We start from the raw sequence: 16207 nt of genomic DNA, 5'->3' as shown, positions 1-16207 counted from the left end.
GGCTGAAATTCAATAATTTATTAGTGATTATATTCGCTCCGTGAAAGCACCATTCAACAGGATCAAAGGCGCCCTTGGCGATGCCAGGAGGAAAAACAAGGACTTAGCGGAATTTATGGGGGTCACGCCCAACGCCGTTTCGGATTGGGTGAACAACAAAAATCAGCCGTCAATCCCTGACCTGTTTCGTATTGCCGATTTTCTGGACTGCGAGCCTGGTGAACTGTTGAATTCAAAGCATAAAAGTAAAGCCGCCTCGTGAGGGCGGCTTTTTTGTATCGGGCAACTCTGATGTAGTCAATCTTAGAATGGCCTCGCCCCCGCCGGCCGCGCCTCCGGCAGCGGCTTCCGCGGCAGCTCCTGGTCGCGCACCGCCGTCTGATACACAAACGTCGCCACGATGGCGGCCGCTTGCTTCAAATCTTCGGCGGAAAGGTGATCGTAGGAATCTGCGGTGCTGTGGTGGGTCCTGGTGTCATATTCCAGCGGATCCTGTATAAACTGGAAGGCGGGGATCCCCACGGCGTCAAAGGACACGTGGTCGGTACTCCCGGTATTGCGGATGGTCAGGGTCGACGCATCTAAAGAAGCAAACGGCGTCAGCCAAGACGCAAAGATAGGTCTTACAGCCTCATTCCCTTGCAGATATACCCCCCTGACGCGACCACTTCCGTTGTCCAGGTTGTAATAGGCGGACACCTTTGGTTGTTCCGGCTTCAGGTCCATGGTGGTGGGGTCGGCAAAGTGGTTTTTGACGTATCCCCTCGACCCGAACAGACCTTGTTCTTCCCCGCTCCACAGCACGATCCGGATGGTCCGCCTGGGGTGGAGGTCCAGCGTCTTCAGGATGCGAACGGCCTCCAGCATGACCGCGGAACCAGCCGCATTATCGGTGGCGCCGGTGGAGGAGTGCCAGGAATCCAGGTGGCCGCCGAGCATAACGAGTTGGTCTTTGAGCTGCGGATCGGTACCGGGGATCTCCCCTACCACGTCATATCCCTGCTTATCCCCTTTATTGTCGGTAAAATGGCTCTTCACCTCTCCTTCCAGTTCAACCGGGATACCGGCTTTGACGAGCCGGATGATGCGGTGCAGGTCCTCGATGGGAATCACCATATCGGTCAACCCGGCGGGCAGGTTTTGGGCGTTCCCGCCCCAACTCTGGACAAAAAGCGTCCCGTCTTTGCCCCGGGTGTTGCCGCTCAGGACCATCAGCGCGCCCTCGTCTTTCAGGAAGGCAGCCTGCTGGCGGGCAAAGGCGCCGCGCAAGCGGAACTGCGCCATACGCGCGGAGTCCGGGTTCCCACGGCGGCGCTCCGGCAGAGGCTCCTGCATTTTCGCCAGGTCCGTATCGACATACCGCATGGCATCGGCCTTGAACGGCTCGGCGAGGGTATCGTCGTTGGGGAAAACCACGATTTTTCCCTTCAGCTTCCCTTTATAGTTTAACAACGCCAGCGAATCCTTTGCGTCCACCAACACGACAGCCCCCGAAACGAGTCCCTTAGTGGAAGCGGTCCAGGCTTTTGGATAGGCCATGATCGGTTGATAGTAGGGCGCTTTTAGCGCCAGGTAGGATTTATCCAGCTCCCAACCGCTCCCAAAGTCCCCCCAGGGTTCGAGGGTTGCGTTGGACAGACCCCAGTCCGTCAGGGTATTTTTTACCCAGTTGGCAGCGCGGAAATAACCCGGCGAATTGGTCAGGCGGGGTCCGCTGACGTCCGTCAGGTAAAAAGCGATGTTCATGACTTGTGAGTGGTTAAAGGCCTGGTCTTCAATTTTGGCGACCACGGCCGGATCGGGCGTTTCCTGCGCAAGGGCGGGTCCGCCTGCGGCAAGCAAAAGGGCGAGCACCCATAAAGATCTTCTCATGTCGTTGATTTAGACACAAAAGCTAGGCAAGTTTGCCTCCAGGGCAAAACCAGGCTATGCAGGCGGGCGGGGTACCGGATGAACGGGTGATTACGGGTGCTCCGGCAGCGAATCCTTGATCTGCGCACACCCCACAGCCCCCAGATAGGGATTCATGATCCGCGTGGTATCCCCCACCGGGCTGATCCAGTCCCCCGGATTGTCATCCCCCAGGGCAGTCGCACATTCGGTCAGGTACAGGGTTTTCCGGTCATACCGCACCGTGCGCAACAGGTCGTACAAGTCCTGGGAAACCATATTCAGCTCCTGCCGCCGGGACGCGAGTGTAGCTTCACCGAGCAACCCTTTTAGCTCGGTGCGGGTATCCGACAACTGGCTGGTGGCCGTTTGAAAAACCAGGGTATCCACCGCAAAGTCCGTAAAATGAAGGCTGTCCAGCGTTGTCATGAACACACGCCCGTTTTGGCCGATCAGTCCCGTATCCCCCTTGGCAAAAGCTGTGACCAGGCCTTCGTAGCTCGTCATCATCCCGTCCAGGGATTGTCCGAAAGCGGCGGAATACTTGCCTTCTTTGACCGGTTGCGGCTTGGGGGCCGGCGGCGTGGCTTCCTTGTCTTTGTTGTTACAGGCCAGGGCGGCAAGCAGGATACAGACGGCCGGGACGAAACGACGCATGGCGAGGCAAATTTTTATAAAGGTAATGGATTTAAGGGGCGTAACTTTGCGTGCTTAAAGTTAAAATCATGCTCGCAGGCTTACAAAACGTAACCTTTGAATTCGGTGCCCGTTTGATTGTAAAAGAGGCCACCTGGCATATCCATCCGGGGGAAAGGATCGGTTTGATCGGGTATAACGGGACAGGCAAGTCTACCCTCTTGAAAGTACTCGTGGGAGAATACAGCCCGTCCAAAGGTGAAGTCATTCGCGGCCGGGGAACCAGCATCGGCTACCTGCACCAGGACCTCCTCAGCTTCGACACCAGTGAATCCGTTTTGAGGGTGGCGATGGGTGCCTTCGAACGCGTCCTCCAACTCGAAAAGGAAATCGAGGAGTTGGGTAAAATATTGGAGCAAAAAGAAGACGAAGCCCTCCTCATGGAGTATTCCGAAAAACTCCACGAGATCGACACGCTGGACGGGTACAACATCCACCACAAGACTGAAGAAGTCCTGCAGGGGCTTGGGTTTAACAACGCCGACCTCGAACGCCCGTATCAAACGTTCAGCGGGGGCTGGCGGATGCGCGTCCTGCTCGCCAAAATGATTCTTCAAAAACCCGATTTGCTCCTTTTGGACGAACCGACCAACCACCTTGACCTCCCGTCCATTGAATGGCTGGAAAAATACCTCGTCCACTACCAGGGCTCCGTCGTGATCATTTCCCACGACCGGTACTTCCTCGACCGCATGGTCACCAAGATCGTCGAGCTCTACCAGCAACAGCTCCATATCTATTCAGGGAATTATTCCTACTATATGGAGGAAAAAGTCCTTCGGACGGAGCTTCAGCAACGCTCCTTCGAAAACCAGCAGGACTATATCCGCCAGCAGGAACGTTTTATCGAGCGATTTAAAGCCAAGGCCTCCAAAGCGGCCGCAGCGCAAAGCGCCATGAAACGCCTCGACAAACTTGACCGTATCGAGGATGTCAAGGTCGAGCGTCCCGACTTGCGCATCAACTTTTCCGTCAACCAACAACCCGGTAAGATCCTGGTCACGCTCAAAGACGTCAGCAAAGCCTTTGGCAATAACGTCATCCTCGAACATACCGACGCCGAGATCAACAGGGGCGACAAGATCGCCCTCATTGGTGCCAATGGACGGGGTAAATCTACCGCCCTGCGCATCATTGCCGGAACGGAACCCTTTACCGGGGAACGCGTCTGGGGCCACAACGTCGTGGAAAGCTTTTACGCCCAGCACCAGCTCGAAGCCCTCGACGTCAACCAGACCGTGCTCGCCGAAATGTTGCACTGCGGCTCGCAAAAGACGGAGTTCGAATTGCGCACCCTACTGGGTTGTTTTCTGTTCAGCGGTGATGAGGTGGAAAAGAAAATCAAGGTCCTGTCCGGCGGCGAAAAAGCCCGCGTCGCGCTGGCCAAAGTCATCGTCAGCAAGGCCAACTTCCTCCTGCTCGACGAACCGACCAACCACCTCGACATGCACTCCGTCAACCTCCTCATCGATTCGTTAAACCGCTACGAAGGCAGCCTCCTCCTCGTCAGCCACGACCGCTATTTCGTCCAAAAGACCGCCAACAAAATCTGGGAAATCGACGAGAACCACCAGATCAAAGAATTCGTCGGTCACTACGAGGAATGGGTGGATTGGAAAAACCGCATGGCGGCCCGCGCCGCGGAGAGTGCTGCGCCCCGCAAGGGCAGTGGCAAAGCCGCGGCGAACGAGCCCGCGGCGAAAACCGCCGCCGCACCGGCCCCACCTCCGTCACCCGCCCCGAAGGTCAGCGCCCCCGCGCCAAAACCTGGGGGTGAGCCCATCGACAAAGAAGCCAAAAAAGAGCTCCAAAAACACCAACGCCGTTTCGAGCAGGTCGAAGCCGAACTGGCGAAAACCAACGCCCGCAAGGCCGAGCTCGAAGCCGCCCTCGGCAGCCCCGACGTATACGCCAACGCCGCCAGGTTCCAGGAGACGGAAAAAGCCTATAAGGACACGGTCGCCGCTATCGAGCGTCTCAACGGCGAATACGAAGTCGTTTTCGAGAAACTTGTGGAACTCGGCGGTGCCTAATTTTCGTATATTTCAAACATTATAAACACCTCAATTCAAAAAAATGTTTGACGAAATTTTACAAGCGGTTAAGGATCATCTGGCAGACAATCCCCAGGTCGCGGCATTGCCTGCCGACCAGCAAGAGGCGTTGCACAATGAAATTGCCCAACACGTAGCTAACCAGGCGGGTGAAGGCGGTGCGGGCGGCGGCTTGCTGGGTGCCCTCGGTGGGGGAAGCGCCCTGACCAGTGCACTCGACGGGGGCGTCAACAGCCTCGCCGAAAAATTCGGGCTGAGCCCGGAAGTATCCGGGGCTATTACCTCGGCCTTGCCGGGCTTGCTACAGAAATTTACGAGCCAGTAGCCGCCGCGCGCGGCGCGTAGCCGTGTGCACACGCACGGCGCGGTGCCGCGCAGCCGTCGGCGCCGCCCTACACAAAGATCGTCCCCGCGAAAGCCCTGGCCTCGTCCAGGGCTTCGCCATTGATATGCGTTTCGTACCCATGCGCATGCAGGTAGGAAACTATATCGGACGTATCCAGGTTCCCCACGAGCTCATCCTGCGCCATAGGACACCCGCCAAATCCACCGATGGCCCCGTCGATACGGCGGGAGCCGGCGTCAAGGGCGGCGGCGACCTTTTCGGAGACCTCGCCCGGGCGGCTGTGGAGGTGGACGCCGATCTCCATTTCAGGGAGCGCGTCCACGACGTGTTTGGTGAGGTGAAAAATATCGGAAGGACTGGCCAACCCTACGGTGTCGGCCAGGGATATGCTGGTGATCCCCATGTGGGCGAGCTTTTGGGCCCAGTGGTAGACGATGTCCTTCGAGTAGGCGTCACCGTAGGGATTGCCAAAGGCCATCGACAGGTAAACGACGAGTTGTTTGTCGGACTGTTTGGCGAGGTAGTGGATGTCGAAGACGCGTTCGAGGGATTCGGCGATGGTAGCGCCGGTGTTTTGAAGTTGAAAGGTCTCGGACACGGAGAAGGGATACCCAAGGTAACCCACTTCGGGGTGGCTGCAGGCTTCTTCGGCCCCCCGGCGGTTGGCGATGATCGCAAGCAGACGGGTGTCGTGGATCGGTCGGTGCAGCCCGGCGAGGACGGCCTCGGTGTCAGCCATCTGGGGAATGGCTTTGGGGGATACGAAGCTCCCGAAGTCAAGGGTGTCAAAGCCGACGCGCAACAGGGCATTAATATAGTCCACCTTGACGGCCGTGGGGATCTGGTGTTTCCAGCCCTGCATGGCGTCGCGGGGGCATTCGATGACTTTTACAAAACGGTTGTTTTTGAGGGCGGGCGCGGTGCTGTCCTTAGTGTGCATATAGGCGGCTTTTCAGTGCTTCGTAGAGTATGATCCCCGCGGCGACGGAGACGTTGAACGAATCAAACGTCCCGGCCATGGGGATCGTGAAACGGGCGTCGGCGGCTTTGCGTAAAAAGGGCTGGACACCGGTTTCCTCGTTGCCCATGATCATACAGGCGGGGATGGTCCAGTCCAATTCGAAAACACGGGAGGGCGCGTTCATTTCAGACGTGTACACCTGGATGCCATTGAGGTGCAGCGTATCGACGGCCTTCAGCAGGCTGGACACGCGGCATACATGGATCTTTTCCAGGGCCCCCGCGGAGGACTTCATGGCCTCTTCGTTGAGGGCCCCCACGCCTTTGTCGGGGATGATCAGCGCCTGCGCCCCGCAGCAAAGCGCGCTCCGGGCAATGGCACCGATGTTCCGGACGTCGGTGACGCCGTCGAGCATAACCAGGAGCGGCGCCACCCCCTTTTCCACCGTCTGGTCGATGACCGCCTGGAGGTCCATGTAGGTGATCAGCGCGGCAATCGCGACGACGCCCTGGTGGTTTGCCCGGGTAAAGCCGTTGAGCTTTTCAACCGGAACGGTATTGATAGGCACCTGAAGGGTAGCCGCGAGCTTTCGGATCTCGTCGATCCCTTCGCCGGACACGCCCTTTTGCATAAAGATTCTGTCCATGCCCTTACCGGCTTCAAGGGCTTCAAGCAGGGGCTTGCGGCCGATCACTAAAGAGGGCTTCGCGAAAGAGGGCCTCGCGGTTTTTTGGGAAACAAAACGCATCGGGCAAAGGTACTAAATCCGCCCCTTCGGCACATGCGCCGCAACAAACGCCAGCCCCTCGGCACTAAACCCGTCTATCGGCAGTATAAAAGCCGACACCCGGTCGGTAAAGAGCAACAGGTACTTCCCAATGCGCTGCTTGCGCACGATCCCCTCCCAGGGAAGGGCGTCCGTAGCGGTACTCAGCCGCAACCCTTCCTCCGAAAACGTGTACACGACGTGTTGGGAACTCAGGGTTCCGTAGCGGTAGGTGCGGGCGGCCAGCCAGGCATTGAACGCCGGAAAAGCGAGACAGAAATAGACACCGATAAAAAGCGTGGGATATATATTCCCGAAAGGCGGAACCAGGTGCGCCAGTTGGAGCAGCCCCAGGCCCAGCGCAGCCACGCCCACACAGGAGAAAAAAAGGATGACCGGGTTGGTGTAGGTGCGCCGGACGCTCATGCGGATAAACTCGGAGCGGGTGAGAAAGGCGTTGACGGTAAAGGACATTGGGCAAAAATAAGGGTTCCCGGCCGGGAACCCAAACGCGGCCCAGGAGGGGCCCAAACGCAAGCGCGGCCCCTCCTGGGGCCGCGCTCATCAGACGTAGTGAGTGTATCAAGATTAATGATGTACCGCAACAACGGCCTGCCCATTCCCGGAGGGCTCTTCCGCCATTTGCTGGATGACTTGTTTCTTCTTTTCAGGATGCCCGAGGTGGAACCGCCGCATAAACCCGTCGGCCAGCGAGTAGATGACGGGCACGACGATCAGCGTCAGGAACATGGAGCTGACCAGACCGCCGATGACGACCCAGGCGAGGCCGTTTTCTACCGCGGACACGCCGCCTTTGGCGAGGGCGATGGGCAACATCCCGAACACCATGGCGATGGTGGTCATGAGGATGGGGCGGAGACGGGCGTGGTTGGCGTAGACGAGGGCGTCGAAGGTATTGTGGCCTTCGGCCTTGCTTTGGTTGGTGAAGTCGACGAGGATGATGGCGTTTTTGGCGACCAGACCCATGAGCATGATCATACCCATGATCGTAAAGATATTGAGGGTATTGTTGGTCAGGGCGAGGGCGAGCAGGGCGCCGATCAGGGCCATGGGGAGTGACCCCATGACGACCATGGGATACACGTAGCTGTCGTACAGGGCAACCATGATGAGGTAGACGAGGACGATGGAGATCAGCAGGGCGATCCCGAGGGTGCTAAAGGCGTCGCCTTGGTTTTCCTGGTCACCGGCAAAGATGTAGGTGACCCCGGTGGGACGGCGGAGCTTGAGCAACGCGGCCGCAAATTCTGCGGTCACGGTACCGGAAGGACGGCCGATGACCTGGCTGCGGACGGATACGGAGGGGCTTTTGTCGCGGCGTTCGAGTTCGCTGGGGCCGGAGCCTTCGGTGACGGTGGCAAACTGGTTGAGTTTGACGAGCTGTCCTTTATTGTTGACAAAAGAAAGGTTGGATACGTCGGCGATGTTCTTGCGGTCGAACTTCCCGAAACGCATGTTGATGTCGTATTCGTAGGCGCCCTGACGGTATTTGAGTTTGCTGTCGTCCGCGGTTCCCTGGAAGGCAGTCTGCATGGTGGCACCGACGACGTCGAGGGTCAGCCCCAATGCGGACATCTTGTCGCGGTCGAAGTGGACGTCGACCTCAGGGGTGCCGTTTTCCATGGACAGTTTTGCTTCGGTGACACCGTTGATCTTTCGCAGGGTCTCCAGGGCGACATTGGCAAAAGCCATGGCGCTGTCGAGGTCGGCGCCAAGGACGTCGAGCTGGATGGGGGCGGCCTGGGCGGAACCGAGGATGCTCACGGGGAGGGTTTTGACCTTCACCCCGGTAAGCTGGGCGGCGAGTTCCTGTTTGACGTGGGCGGCATAGATGTCGGAGCCGACGCTGCGTTTGCTTTCGTCGACAAGGGTCACGGTGATCTGGGACTCGTAGGCCACGGCCTGGTTGGCCTGGCCGAAGTTGTCGGCGCTGGCCTGCCCTACCACGGTGATCATGGAGGTGATCTCCGGTTTGGTGGCTAAGTAGGCTTCGGCTTTCATCGTGGCCTGGTTGGCCTGCTGGACGGAGGCGTCCTTGGGCAGTTCCAGGGCGACGATAAACTGGCCGCGGTCACCGTTGGGGATGAATTCCCCCCCGATAAAGCCGCCGCCGACCAGGTAAAAGGAGGAAAAGAGCAGCACGGTGGCGATCCCGAGGGTCGCGATCCGGTGGCGCAGACACCAGCGGAGCGTGGCGCTCATCCAGTGGGTGAAGGCGTCGAGACGGCGCTCGAACCACATGATGAATTTTTCGAAAATATTTTTCCCCGTCAAATGTTCCACCTTACCCATGCGGGAGTACAACAGGGGCACGATCGTAAACGACGCGAGCAGGGAGAAACCCGTGGCGATGACGACCACGATACAAAACTGCCGCAGGATCTGGGACACGATTTCGTTGGTCAGGGAGATGGGAAGGAACACCACCACGATGACAAAGGTGATGGACATAACGGTGGTGCCGATCTCCGCGACGCCGTCGTAGGCAGCGCGCACCTTGTTTTTGCCCATTTCCATGTGCCGGTGGATGTTCTCCAGGACCACGATGGCGTCGTCCACCAGGATCCCGACTACCAGCGAGAGCCCCAGCAGGGACATGAGGTTGAGCGAATAGCCCAGGAGCTTGATCCCGATAAACGTCGCAACCAGCGAGGCCGGGATCGAGATCATCGTGATAAAGGCGTTCCTCAGGGTGTGCAGAAACAGCAGCATCACCGCGGCCACGAGGAGGACGGCGATAAAAAGGTCGCGGATGACGGAGTTCGCCGAATCCAGCGTAAAGGTGGTGGTATCGTTGGCGATGTTGAGCTTGAGTTTGTAGGCCGAGTAGTCCTGTTCGAGCTGGGCAACGGCGGCCTTCACTTCCTTGGACACCTCGACGGCGTTGGCGTCGGTTTGCTTCTGGAGCTGGAGGGCGATGGCGTCGACCCTGTCCACGCGGGAGAGCTGGTCCTGGTCTTTGATCCCGTCCTGGACGTCGGCGACATCAGACAAACGGACCTGGGTACCGTCATCGGTGGTGGTGATGACAAGGTTGCGGATCTGGTCGATGCTGGTAAACTTCGCGGCCAGGCGGATCGACGTGTTTTGTGCATCCGTTTTGATGGCGCCCGTGGGGAATTCCTGGTTGGCGTTGGTCACGACCTGGCGCACCTGCGCAAGGGACAGTTTATAGGCCTCCAGTTTCTGGGAATTCACGTTGATCTGGATCTCGCGCTCGGAACCACCGACCAGCGTCACCTGGGCCATGCCAGGGAGCCGGGACAACAGGGGTTGTATCTTCTGGTTGACGATGTCATACAGCTTGGTGGCCTCCATATCGGCGGAAGCCGACAGCGTGATGATGGGGAGGTCACTCAGGTCGAATTTGTTGAGCGAAGGCGTCTTGGCGTCCGTGGGCAGGTCCGAGATGATGACGTTCACCCGGCGCTGGGCGTCTTCCAGGGACACGTCGGCGTTGGCCGCGGTCGTGAGCTGGATGGTCAGCACGGAGAGGTTGTCGCTTGAAATGGCCGTGAGTTTTTTTACGTTTTCCATAGCGGCCACGGCGTTCTCGATCTTTTTGGTGACCGAGCTCTCGACCTCTTCGGGGCCGGCCCCGGGATACACCGTGGTAATGGTGATGACGTTCGAAGCGAACTTCGGGAACAGTTCGTAGTTCAGTGTGGAGTAGGACAGCAGGCCCATCAGCGTGAGGATGGAAAAGAGCACCACCACCAGCGTCGGCCGCTGTATCGAAATTTTTGAAATTTGCATAATGTCGTGTTTTGCGCCCCGCGGCGGCGGCGCGAGGCGCCGCCGGGAGCTGAGTCCCTATTGCTTCTGAACCGTCACCTGCGTTCCGTCCACCAAATTCACCTGCCCGCTCGTAATCACTGTATCACCTTGATTGAGCCCCTCGCGTACCTCTACCCTATCCCCGTATATGCGGCCGGCCACGACCTTCTGAATACGGGCCAGGCCTCCTTTCATGACATAGACTTCCCCGCTGTTGACGCCCCCGTTAAACGAGGAACGCGGGACGAGCATCATCGGCTGCATCGACGGCAGCGTGAAGTGCGCGGTGCCGTACATCCCCGCCTTGACGGGTTTGCCCGCGTCGTTGCCGATCTCGATGTCCACCGGGTAGCTCAGGTTGGCGTCCCCTTGTACGGCAATAAACGTGATGCGCCCGCTGTAGTGCGCTTCGGGATAGACGTTAGCGGTGACGTCCACCTTGTTACCGACCTTAAGCCCGACCACCTGGCCTTCGGGTACATTCACCGTCAGCTTGAGCCGGGAAACATCGACGATGTCCACAATCTTATTGCCTAAGGCGAGATAAGTGCCTTGTTCTACATATTTCTTATTGACCACGCCGGAAATGGGCGCCTTAATCGATGCGTCGTTGATGCGCTTTTTGGCCTGTTCGACCTGTGCGGCGATCTGGTCGTATTGGAAACGGGCGTCGTCCACCTGTTTCTGGGTAACCCCGCCGGCGGGCAGGGCGGCTTCCATACGGGCCTTGTCGCGGGCGGCCTGGTCGAGCCGGCTTTGCTGGTTGACCAGGTCGGCCTGGAGGAGTTTATCGTCCAGCACCGCCATGACCTGGCCCTGTTGAACGTAGGAGCCTTCGTCGACGAGCAACTGGGTGATCTGACCGGCGGACTGGGCCAGGTAGGTCAGCGAGCGGACGGGGACAAAGTTCCCGTTGGCGTCGAAGCGGGGATCAAAGGGTGTGGTGACGGCTACATAAACCAGCACGGGTACAGCCCCGTTATTACTTTCCTTGACCACGTCGGTATGTGCGGTATTCTCTTTCTTATTGGCGCCCAGTTTCCAGACGATAAAGGCCAGGGCGGCAAAGATGATGATGATCGTAAGCAGAACGTTCCTGATTTTTTTTGACATGACCGGTGATTAATTGAGTAAAGATTGGAGGTTCCCGTTGGCTTTGATCAGCCCGATCTCTGCCAGTTTGTATTGCAAAAGCGCACTATTATAGTTGTTCTCCGCCTGGAGGTACGAATTTTCGGCGTCCAGCAGGTCGGTCAGGTTGCTCAGCCCCTGTCCGTAGTTGCTTTGGGTGACGTTGTAGACTTCCAGCGCGAGGTCGAGGTTGGCCTTTTGAGCCTTGATCTGGTCGATGCTGGTCGCCAGGAAGATCTTGGAATTCCTGTAATCCATGTCGAGCTGGGAAGCGGTTTGCGCCGCCTGTTCATTATATTGGTCAATCGCGATCTGCGCCTGGTTGACCCTGGCCCGCCGGCCGCCCCCGTCGAAAATGGGCACCTTCAGGTTAAGCGCGATATAGCCGACCTGGTACCAGATCGCCGTCGTCCCGTGACCCACGAAGTCGAAGTTGTCGCTGACCCCGTTGGTAGAATAGTTGCCCTGAAAGGCCAGGCTCGGATAATATTGGGCTTTATAGGCTTTTTTCTGGTATTCTTCCAGCTCGGCCTGTTTTTTCAGGATGGTGTATTCCAACCGGTTGTTGAGGTTCAGCCCGCTGTCCAGCGAGAGGTGCTGACCGATTTCGTCCTCCACCGTCTTGGGGGCAAACATCTCCAGGGAGAGGGGCTCGTCCAGGGACATCCCCATCAGGTAGCGCAGTTGGAAACCTTGTTCGATGATGGAATCCACCAGGGCGGTGCGTTGGGTATTCAGGTTGGTCAGGTTCACCTTTAGCCGGTCGACGTCGATCTTGCGCGCCAGGCCGTTTTCAAACTGGTTCTGGGTGCTATTCATCACCTTGGTAATGTTGGCGATGTTGGAGTCCAGGACCGCGACCTGGGTACCGGTGACCTGGGCGCGGTAATAGACCTGGGCGACCTGCTCGATGACCTGCGTCTGTGTCAAAGCGGTATGCATCTTATAATAATCCATCCCCGCCTTGGCCGCTTTTACGGCCGTGAAGACGGACTGGTCGTAGATCTTTTGATCCAAGGTCGCCCCCGCGCTCATTTGCCAGGTCAGCGTGATGGGAATCGGTTTTCCACCCGATCCAAACTGGGCCGCCAGGGCCGGCGGCAGGACCAACACCTGTTTCTGGACGTTGTCCTGGAGCGACCCCGTACCATTCACCTGGGGGAGCGCCTGAGAACGGGTCTCCTTAATCTTTTCCAACCCCGTTTTTTCGTCAAAACGGGTAACCGCAATTTGCTGGTTGTGCGCCAGGGCAAACTGCAGACAGGATTTCAGGTTTAGGGGACCTGTGGGGGCGGGTGCCGCAGCGGGGGCCGTCTGGGCGAACGACCGCTGGGGTAACCCTACCTGGGCTGCCCCCCCAAGGAGGAGGCAGGCCAGGCCCAATCTTACTATTTGATCCATACGATTCATTTAAATCCGGGGCAAATGTAGGTTGAGGAAACTTTAAAACCAATAAAAGTTTCTTAGGTTTTTGTGAACCGTTCAATTTCTCGGTTGACGCGGACAAACCTCCGGTCAACTGACCAAAACTGTCGGTAAAAAGGTTTAGAGCATCAGGCGTTTGACGTACTTTTCGTCGTAGAGGTGTTGTATAAGGCCATCGACAAGACCGATCTTGGGTACGTATATTTCTTCCGTATTGGTCCAACGCATGATATTAATATATATCTGTAGGGCGGGGACAATGACGTCCGCCCGGTCTTCCTTCAATTTGTAGAGCCGGACCCGTTCCTCCACGGTAAAGCTGCTGAGCTCCTTTAAATAGTCTTTCAGGAGCTCGATGTGAAGGGGTTTGCCATCCTTGCGCTTGGAAAGGGAGAAAATCTTGTTGATGTTGCCCCCTGACCCGATGGCCGTGATGTGCGGAAATCCCTTTGTACGGTTGCGCAGAAAGGTTTTTACCTCGTCCCAGGAGGCATCGGTGACCTGCTTTTTGAGCAGGCGGATGGTCCCTATATTAAAGGACTCCTTGAACTCCAGGCGGCCGTTTGAAAAACAGGTCAGTTCCGTAGAGCCCCCACCGACATCAATATACAAATAAGCGTCTTCTTTATTCAGGCTTTCCGCAAAATGGCTTTCGTAGATGACGTTGGCTTCTTCCTGCCCGGTGATGACCTTGATCTCGATACCGGTTTCGGCGCGGACGCTGCGGATGATGTCCGGGGCATTGCGGGCGTCGCGCATGGCGGAGGTGGCGCAGGCAATCACGTACTCGACCTGGTAGATATTGAGGAGGTGTTTGTAGGCTTTTATGGTTTCCACCAGCCATTGGACGCGTTCCTTGGAGATCTCCCCTTGTTCAAACACATCAAAGCCCAGGCGTAAGGGCACGCGGACCAGGTTCAACTTGATAAATTCGGGCTTCCCCCCCGGCGTCATTTTCACCTCCGAGATGAGCAACCGGGCTGCATTACTTCCTATGTCGATCGCCGCCAGTCTCAATACTTACCTTCGTTTTGTTTTCCAAATAGTGTTGTATCTCTATCTGTGACCGGATCTTTTTCCCCGGCGTGTGCACGTAAGCATTGGAGAGCTCGTTGTCCAGGACCCTTGCCTTCACATTGTCGTGCAGTTGGATCTGGAGGACGTCCTTCAGCTCCTGCCGGATGTTGTCGTCTAAGATGGGGCAGGCCAGTTCGACCCGGTGGTCGAGGTTACGCACCATCCAGTCTGCCGAAGATATGTAAACTTTTTCCTTTCCGCCATTATGAAAAACGATCACCCGGGAATGTTCGAGGTATTCGTCGATGATGCTGATGGCATGGACGGGTTTTTTAAATTTCTTGTTCTCGGTATAGGCGCAAAAAATACCGCGGACGATCATCTGGATTTCCACCCCCGCCCTGGCGGCTTCGTAGAGTTTTTCGATCAGGATTTCATCGGACAGGGAGTTGAGCTTGACGATAATCCCCGCTTTTTTCTTTTCCTTGGCGAGTTTGATCTCCCGGTCTATGTCTTTTAACACCTCCCTACGCAGGTTGGTAGGGCAAACCAGGAGGTTGGTGCAGGCCCTGAGCTGGGATATGCGCAACTTGGGTTGTTCCAGGTAGTTGAAAATACGGTTGACGTCCGCCATGATGCCCCGGTTGGCCGTGAGCAGGCAATGGTCTCCGTAAAAGCGCGACGTACGCTCGTTCAGGTTGCCGGTGGACACAAACCCATACTGGAGGAGCCGTCCATTGACGCGCTTTTTGATGATACAGCACTTGGCGTGGACCTTCATGTCCGGGATCCCCAGCAGGACCTTGACGCCTTCTTCCTCCAGGACCTCTTTCCATTCCAGGTTGGCTTCTTCGTCAAAACGCGCCTTGACCTCCATCATGACGGTGACCTGTTTGCGGTTCCGGACGGCGGCGATCAGGGCGTTGATGATCTTTGAATTGGGGGCAAGCCGGTAACAGGTGATCTTGATTTGCACGACGGCGGGATCCATCGCCGCCTCGCGCAGGAGGTCGATGATGGGGGTAAAGCTTTGATAGGGGAAGTGCAACAGGATGTCCTGCTCCATGACGACGTCCGTTACCCGGGGCGTACCTAAAAGCGCCGGGTGGACGATCGGTCTATGTCGTTCTTCTTTCTTTTGAAAAACGCTGGACGGGAAGTCCATGAAGTGTCTGAAGTTGTGGATACGCCCGCCGGGGATGATGTTGTCCCTTCCTGTCAGGTTGAGCCGGCGGACCAGGTATTCCAACAACCCCGGGTCCATTTCCTTGTCGTAAACAAAACGCACGGGTTTCCCCTTGCGGCGGGCCTTGAGCCCCTTTTCGATCTGCTGGACCAGGCTGGTGGCGATGTCGTTGTCGATATCGATCTCCGCGTCCTTGGTGACCTTGAAGATATGGGCGCTATAAGAGTCGTACCCGAAATACGAAAATATCTGGGGGAGGGCAAAACGGACGATGTCCTCCAGCAGGATGATGTTGTACTCCCCGGGTTTGGAAGGCAGCAGGACAAAACGGGAGGCATTCTTAGTGGGGACCTCGATCAACGCATACTTTTTATCATAGGCGTTGTTTTTTTTGGACATCACCACCCCTAGGAAAATCGACTTGTCCCGGAGATACGGCAGGTCCGGCAGGCTTTCCAGGATTAAGGGGATTACCGCCGAACGTACTTCTTCTTCAAAATAGTTCAGTACAAAGGCCTGTTGCTCCTTGTTGAGTTGGGTCTCGTTAAGGAGGTGTATGTTTTCTTTTGCCAGGTCTTCCAGGATGATGTTCCAGATCCGGTTGAACTCGTTCTGCTGCTGGAGGACGATCATCTGGATCTCCTGGAGGATGCGCTCGGGAGAGTCCTCCAGGTGCATTTTTGCTTTGACCTTGCCCTTATGGTCGATCTCGATCATGCGCTTCAGGGTCGCCACGCGCACCCGGAAGAATTCGTCCATGTTGTTGGAGAAGATGCCAAGGAACTTGATCCTTTCCTTGAGCGGGACAGAGGGGTCGTTGGCTTCCTGGAGCACCCGGCCGTTAAACGACAGCCAGCTGATGTCCCGGACAATGGTTTTGCCTTTGTTGCTTAGCATAGGTGTAAATATAGCGCCGGTACGGGTGTTGGACAATGTT

Annotated in this window: 13 protein-coding genes; 3 read left to right on the top strand and 10 right to left on the bottom strand. The window is 57.0% G+C overall.

Annotated elements, in window-relative coordinates:
* Window positions 1-40: 40 nt before the first annotated feature.
* Window positions 41-262, top strand: a complete 222-nt coding sequence (locus EDB95_RS16210; RefSeq protein WP_162852633.1) for a helix-turn-helix domain-containing protein — start codon at window positions 41-43, stop codon at window positions 260-262.
* Window positions 263-303: 41 nt separating this feature from the next.
* On the opposite strand, the gene EDB95_RS16205 is transcribed toward EDB95_RS16210, so the two are convergent.
* On the bottom strand, window positions 304-1872 hold the full coding sequence (locus EDB95_RS16205) for a M20/M25/M40 family metallo-hydrolase (RefSeq protein ID WP_133994846.1): 1569 nt from the start codon (window positions 1870-1872) through the stop codon (window positions 304-306).
* A 90-nt stretch (window positions 1873-1962) separates the two neighbouring features.
* Window positions 1963-2547 carry a DUF3347 domain-containing protein gene (locus EDB95_RS16200; protein WP_133994845.1) on the bottom strand — a complete coding sequence of 195 codons (585 nt, stop codon included), beginning with the start codon at window positions 2545-2547 and terminating at the stop codon, window positions 1963-1965.
* 68 nt (window positions 2548-2615) lie between these two features.
* Here EDB95_RS16200 and EDB95_RS16195 point away from each other — a divergent pair, with 68 nt between their 5' ends.
* On the top strand, window positions 2616-4619 hold the full coding sequence (locus EDB95_RS16195; RefSeq protein ID WP_133994844.1) for an ABC-F family ATP-binding cassette domain-containing protein: 2004 nt from the start codon (window positions 2616-2618) through the stop codon (window positions 4617-4619).
* Window positions 4620-4662: 43 nt separating this feature from the next.
* A complete protein-coding gene (locus EDB95_RS16190) occupies window positions 4663-4965 on the top strand; it encodes a hypothetical protein (RefSeq protein ID WP_133994843.1) in 303 nt (100 codons plus the stop codon).
* A 67-nt stretch (window positions 4966-5032) separates the two neighbouring features.
* Here EDB95_RS16190 and EDB95_RS16185 read toward each other — a convergent pair whose 3' ends face one another.
* The 8 genes from EDB95_RS16185 to ppk1 form a co-directional block, all read right to left on the bottom strand.
* Window positions 5033-5926, bottom strand: a complete 894-nt coding sequence (locus tag EDB95_RS16185) for a hydroxymethylglutaryl-CoA lyase (RefSeq protein ID WP_133994842.1) — start codon at window positions 5924-5926, stop codon at window positions 5033-5035.
* Window positions 5916-6695 (bottom strand): 23S rRNA (guanosine(2251)-2'-O)-methyltransferase RlmB, encoded by a 780-nt coding sequence (rlmB, locus tag EDB95_RS16180; protein ID WP_133994841.1) that lies wholly within the window; start codon window positions 6693-6695, stop codon window positions 5916-5918. Before rlmB ends, EDB95_RS16185 begins: the two co-directional genes overlap by 11 nt.
* A 12-nt stretch (window positions 6696-6707) precedes the next feature.
* Window positions 6708-7187: a YcxB family protein gene (locus EDB95_RS16175; protein WP_133994840.1), complete on the bottom strand. Its 480-nt coding sequence runs from the start codon at window positions 7185-7187 to the stop codon at window positions 6708-6710.
* 114 nt (window positions 7188-7301) lie between these two features.
* The gene (locus tag EDB95_RS16170; protein ID WP_133994839.1) at window positions 7302-10490 is read right to left on the bottom strand and encodes an efflux RND transporter permease subunit; all 3189 of its coding nucleotides are present in this window, start codon (window positions 10488-10490) and stop codon (window positions 7302-7304) included.
* Window positions 10491-10547: 57 nt separating this feature from the next.
* Complete coding sequence (locus EDB95_RS16165; protein WP_246073655.1) at window positions 10548-11624, bottom strand: efflux RND transporter periplasmic adaptor subunit; 1077 nt, start codon at window positions 11622-11624, stop codon at window positions 10548-10550.
* Between the two features lie 9 nt (window positions 11625-11633).
* A complete protein-coding gene (locus EDB95_RS16160) occupies window positions 11634-13043 on the bottom strand; it encodes a TolC family protein (protein ID WP_162852632.1) in 1410 nt (469 codons plus the stop codon).
* Between the two features lie 144 nt (window positions 13044-13187).
* Entirely contained in the window at window positions 13188-14084 is an 897-nt protein-coding gene (locus tag EDB95_RS16155) for a Ppx/GppA phosphatase family protein (protein ID WP_133994837.1), read from the bottom strand.
* Complete coding sequence (gene ppk1 / locus EDB95_RS16150) at window positions 14053-16167, bottom strand: polyphosphate kinase 1 (protein ID WP_133994836.1); 2115 nt, start codon at window positions 16165-16167, stop codon at window positions 14053-14055. The genes EDB95_RS16155 and ppk1 overlap by 32 nt, the downstream gene beginning before the upstream one ends.
* Window positions 16168-16207 lie beyond the last annotated feature (40 nt).

It is taken from the genome of Dinghuibacter silviterrae (assembly GCF_004366355.1).
Taxonomy (GTDB): Bacteria; Bacteroidota; Bacteroidia; order Chitinophagales; family Chitinophagaceae; genus Dinghuibacter; species Dinghuibacter silviterrae.
This window is presented reverse-complemented; position numbering and strand designations above follow the sequence as displayed.

Excerpts from the sequence above, each read along its gene's own strand:
- EDB95_RS16205 (WP_133994846.1), bottom strand. The coding sequence starts at position 1,872 with ATGAGAAGATCTTTATGGGTGCTCGCCCTTTTGCTTGCCGCAGGCGGA.
- EDB95_RS16200 (WP_133994845.1), bottom strand. The coding sequence starts at position 2,547 with ATGCGTCGTTTCGTCCCGGCCGTCTGTATCCTGCTTGCCGCCCTGGCC.
- EDB95_RS16195 (WP_133994844.1), top strand. The coding sequence starts at position 2,616 with ATGCTCGCAGGCTTACAAAACGTAACCTTTGAATTCGGTGCCCGTTTG.
- EDB95_RS16190 (WP_133994843.1), top strand. The coding sequence starts at position 4,663 with ATGTTTGACGAAATTTTACAAGCGGTTAAGGATCATCTGGCAGACAAT.
- EDB95_RS16185 (WP_133994842.1), bottom strand. The coding sequence starts at position 5,926 with ATGCACACTAAGGACAGCACCGCGCCCGCCCTCAAAAACAACCGTTTT.
- rlmB (WP_133994841.1), bottom strand. The coding sequence starts at position 6,695 with ATGCGTTTTGTTTCCCAAAAAACCGCGAGGCCCTCTTTCGCGAAGCCC.
- EDB95_RS16175 (WP_133994840.1), bottom strand. The coding sequence starts at position 7,187 with ATGTCCTTTACCGTCAACGCCTTTCTCACCCGCTCCGAGTTTATCCGC.
- EDB95_RS16170 (WP_133994839.1), bottom strand. The coding sequence starts at position 10,490 with ATGCAAATTTCAAAAATTTCGATACAGCGGCCGACGCTGGTGGTGGTG.
- EDB95_RS16165 (WP_246073655.1), bottom strand. The coding sequence starts at position 11,624 with ATGTCAAAAAAAATCAGGAACGTTCTGCTTACGATCATCATCATCTTT.
- EDB95_RS16160 (WP_162852632.1), bottom strand. The coding sequence starts at position 13,043 with ATGGATCAAATAGTAAGATTGGGCCTGGCCTGCCTCCTCCTTGGGGGG.
- ppk1 (WP_133994836.1), bottom strand. The coding sequence starts at position 16,167 with ATGCTAAGCAACAAAGGCAAAACCATTGTCCGGGACATCAGCTGGCTG.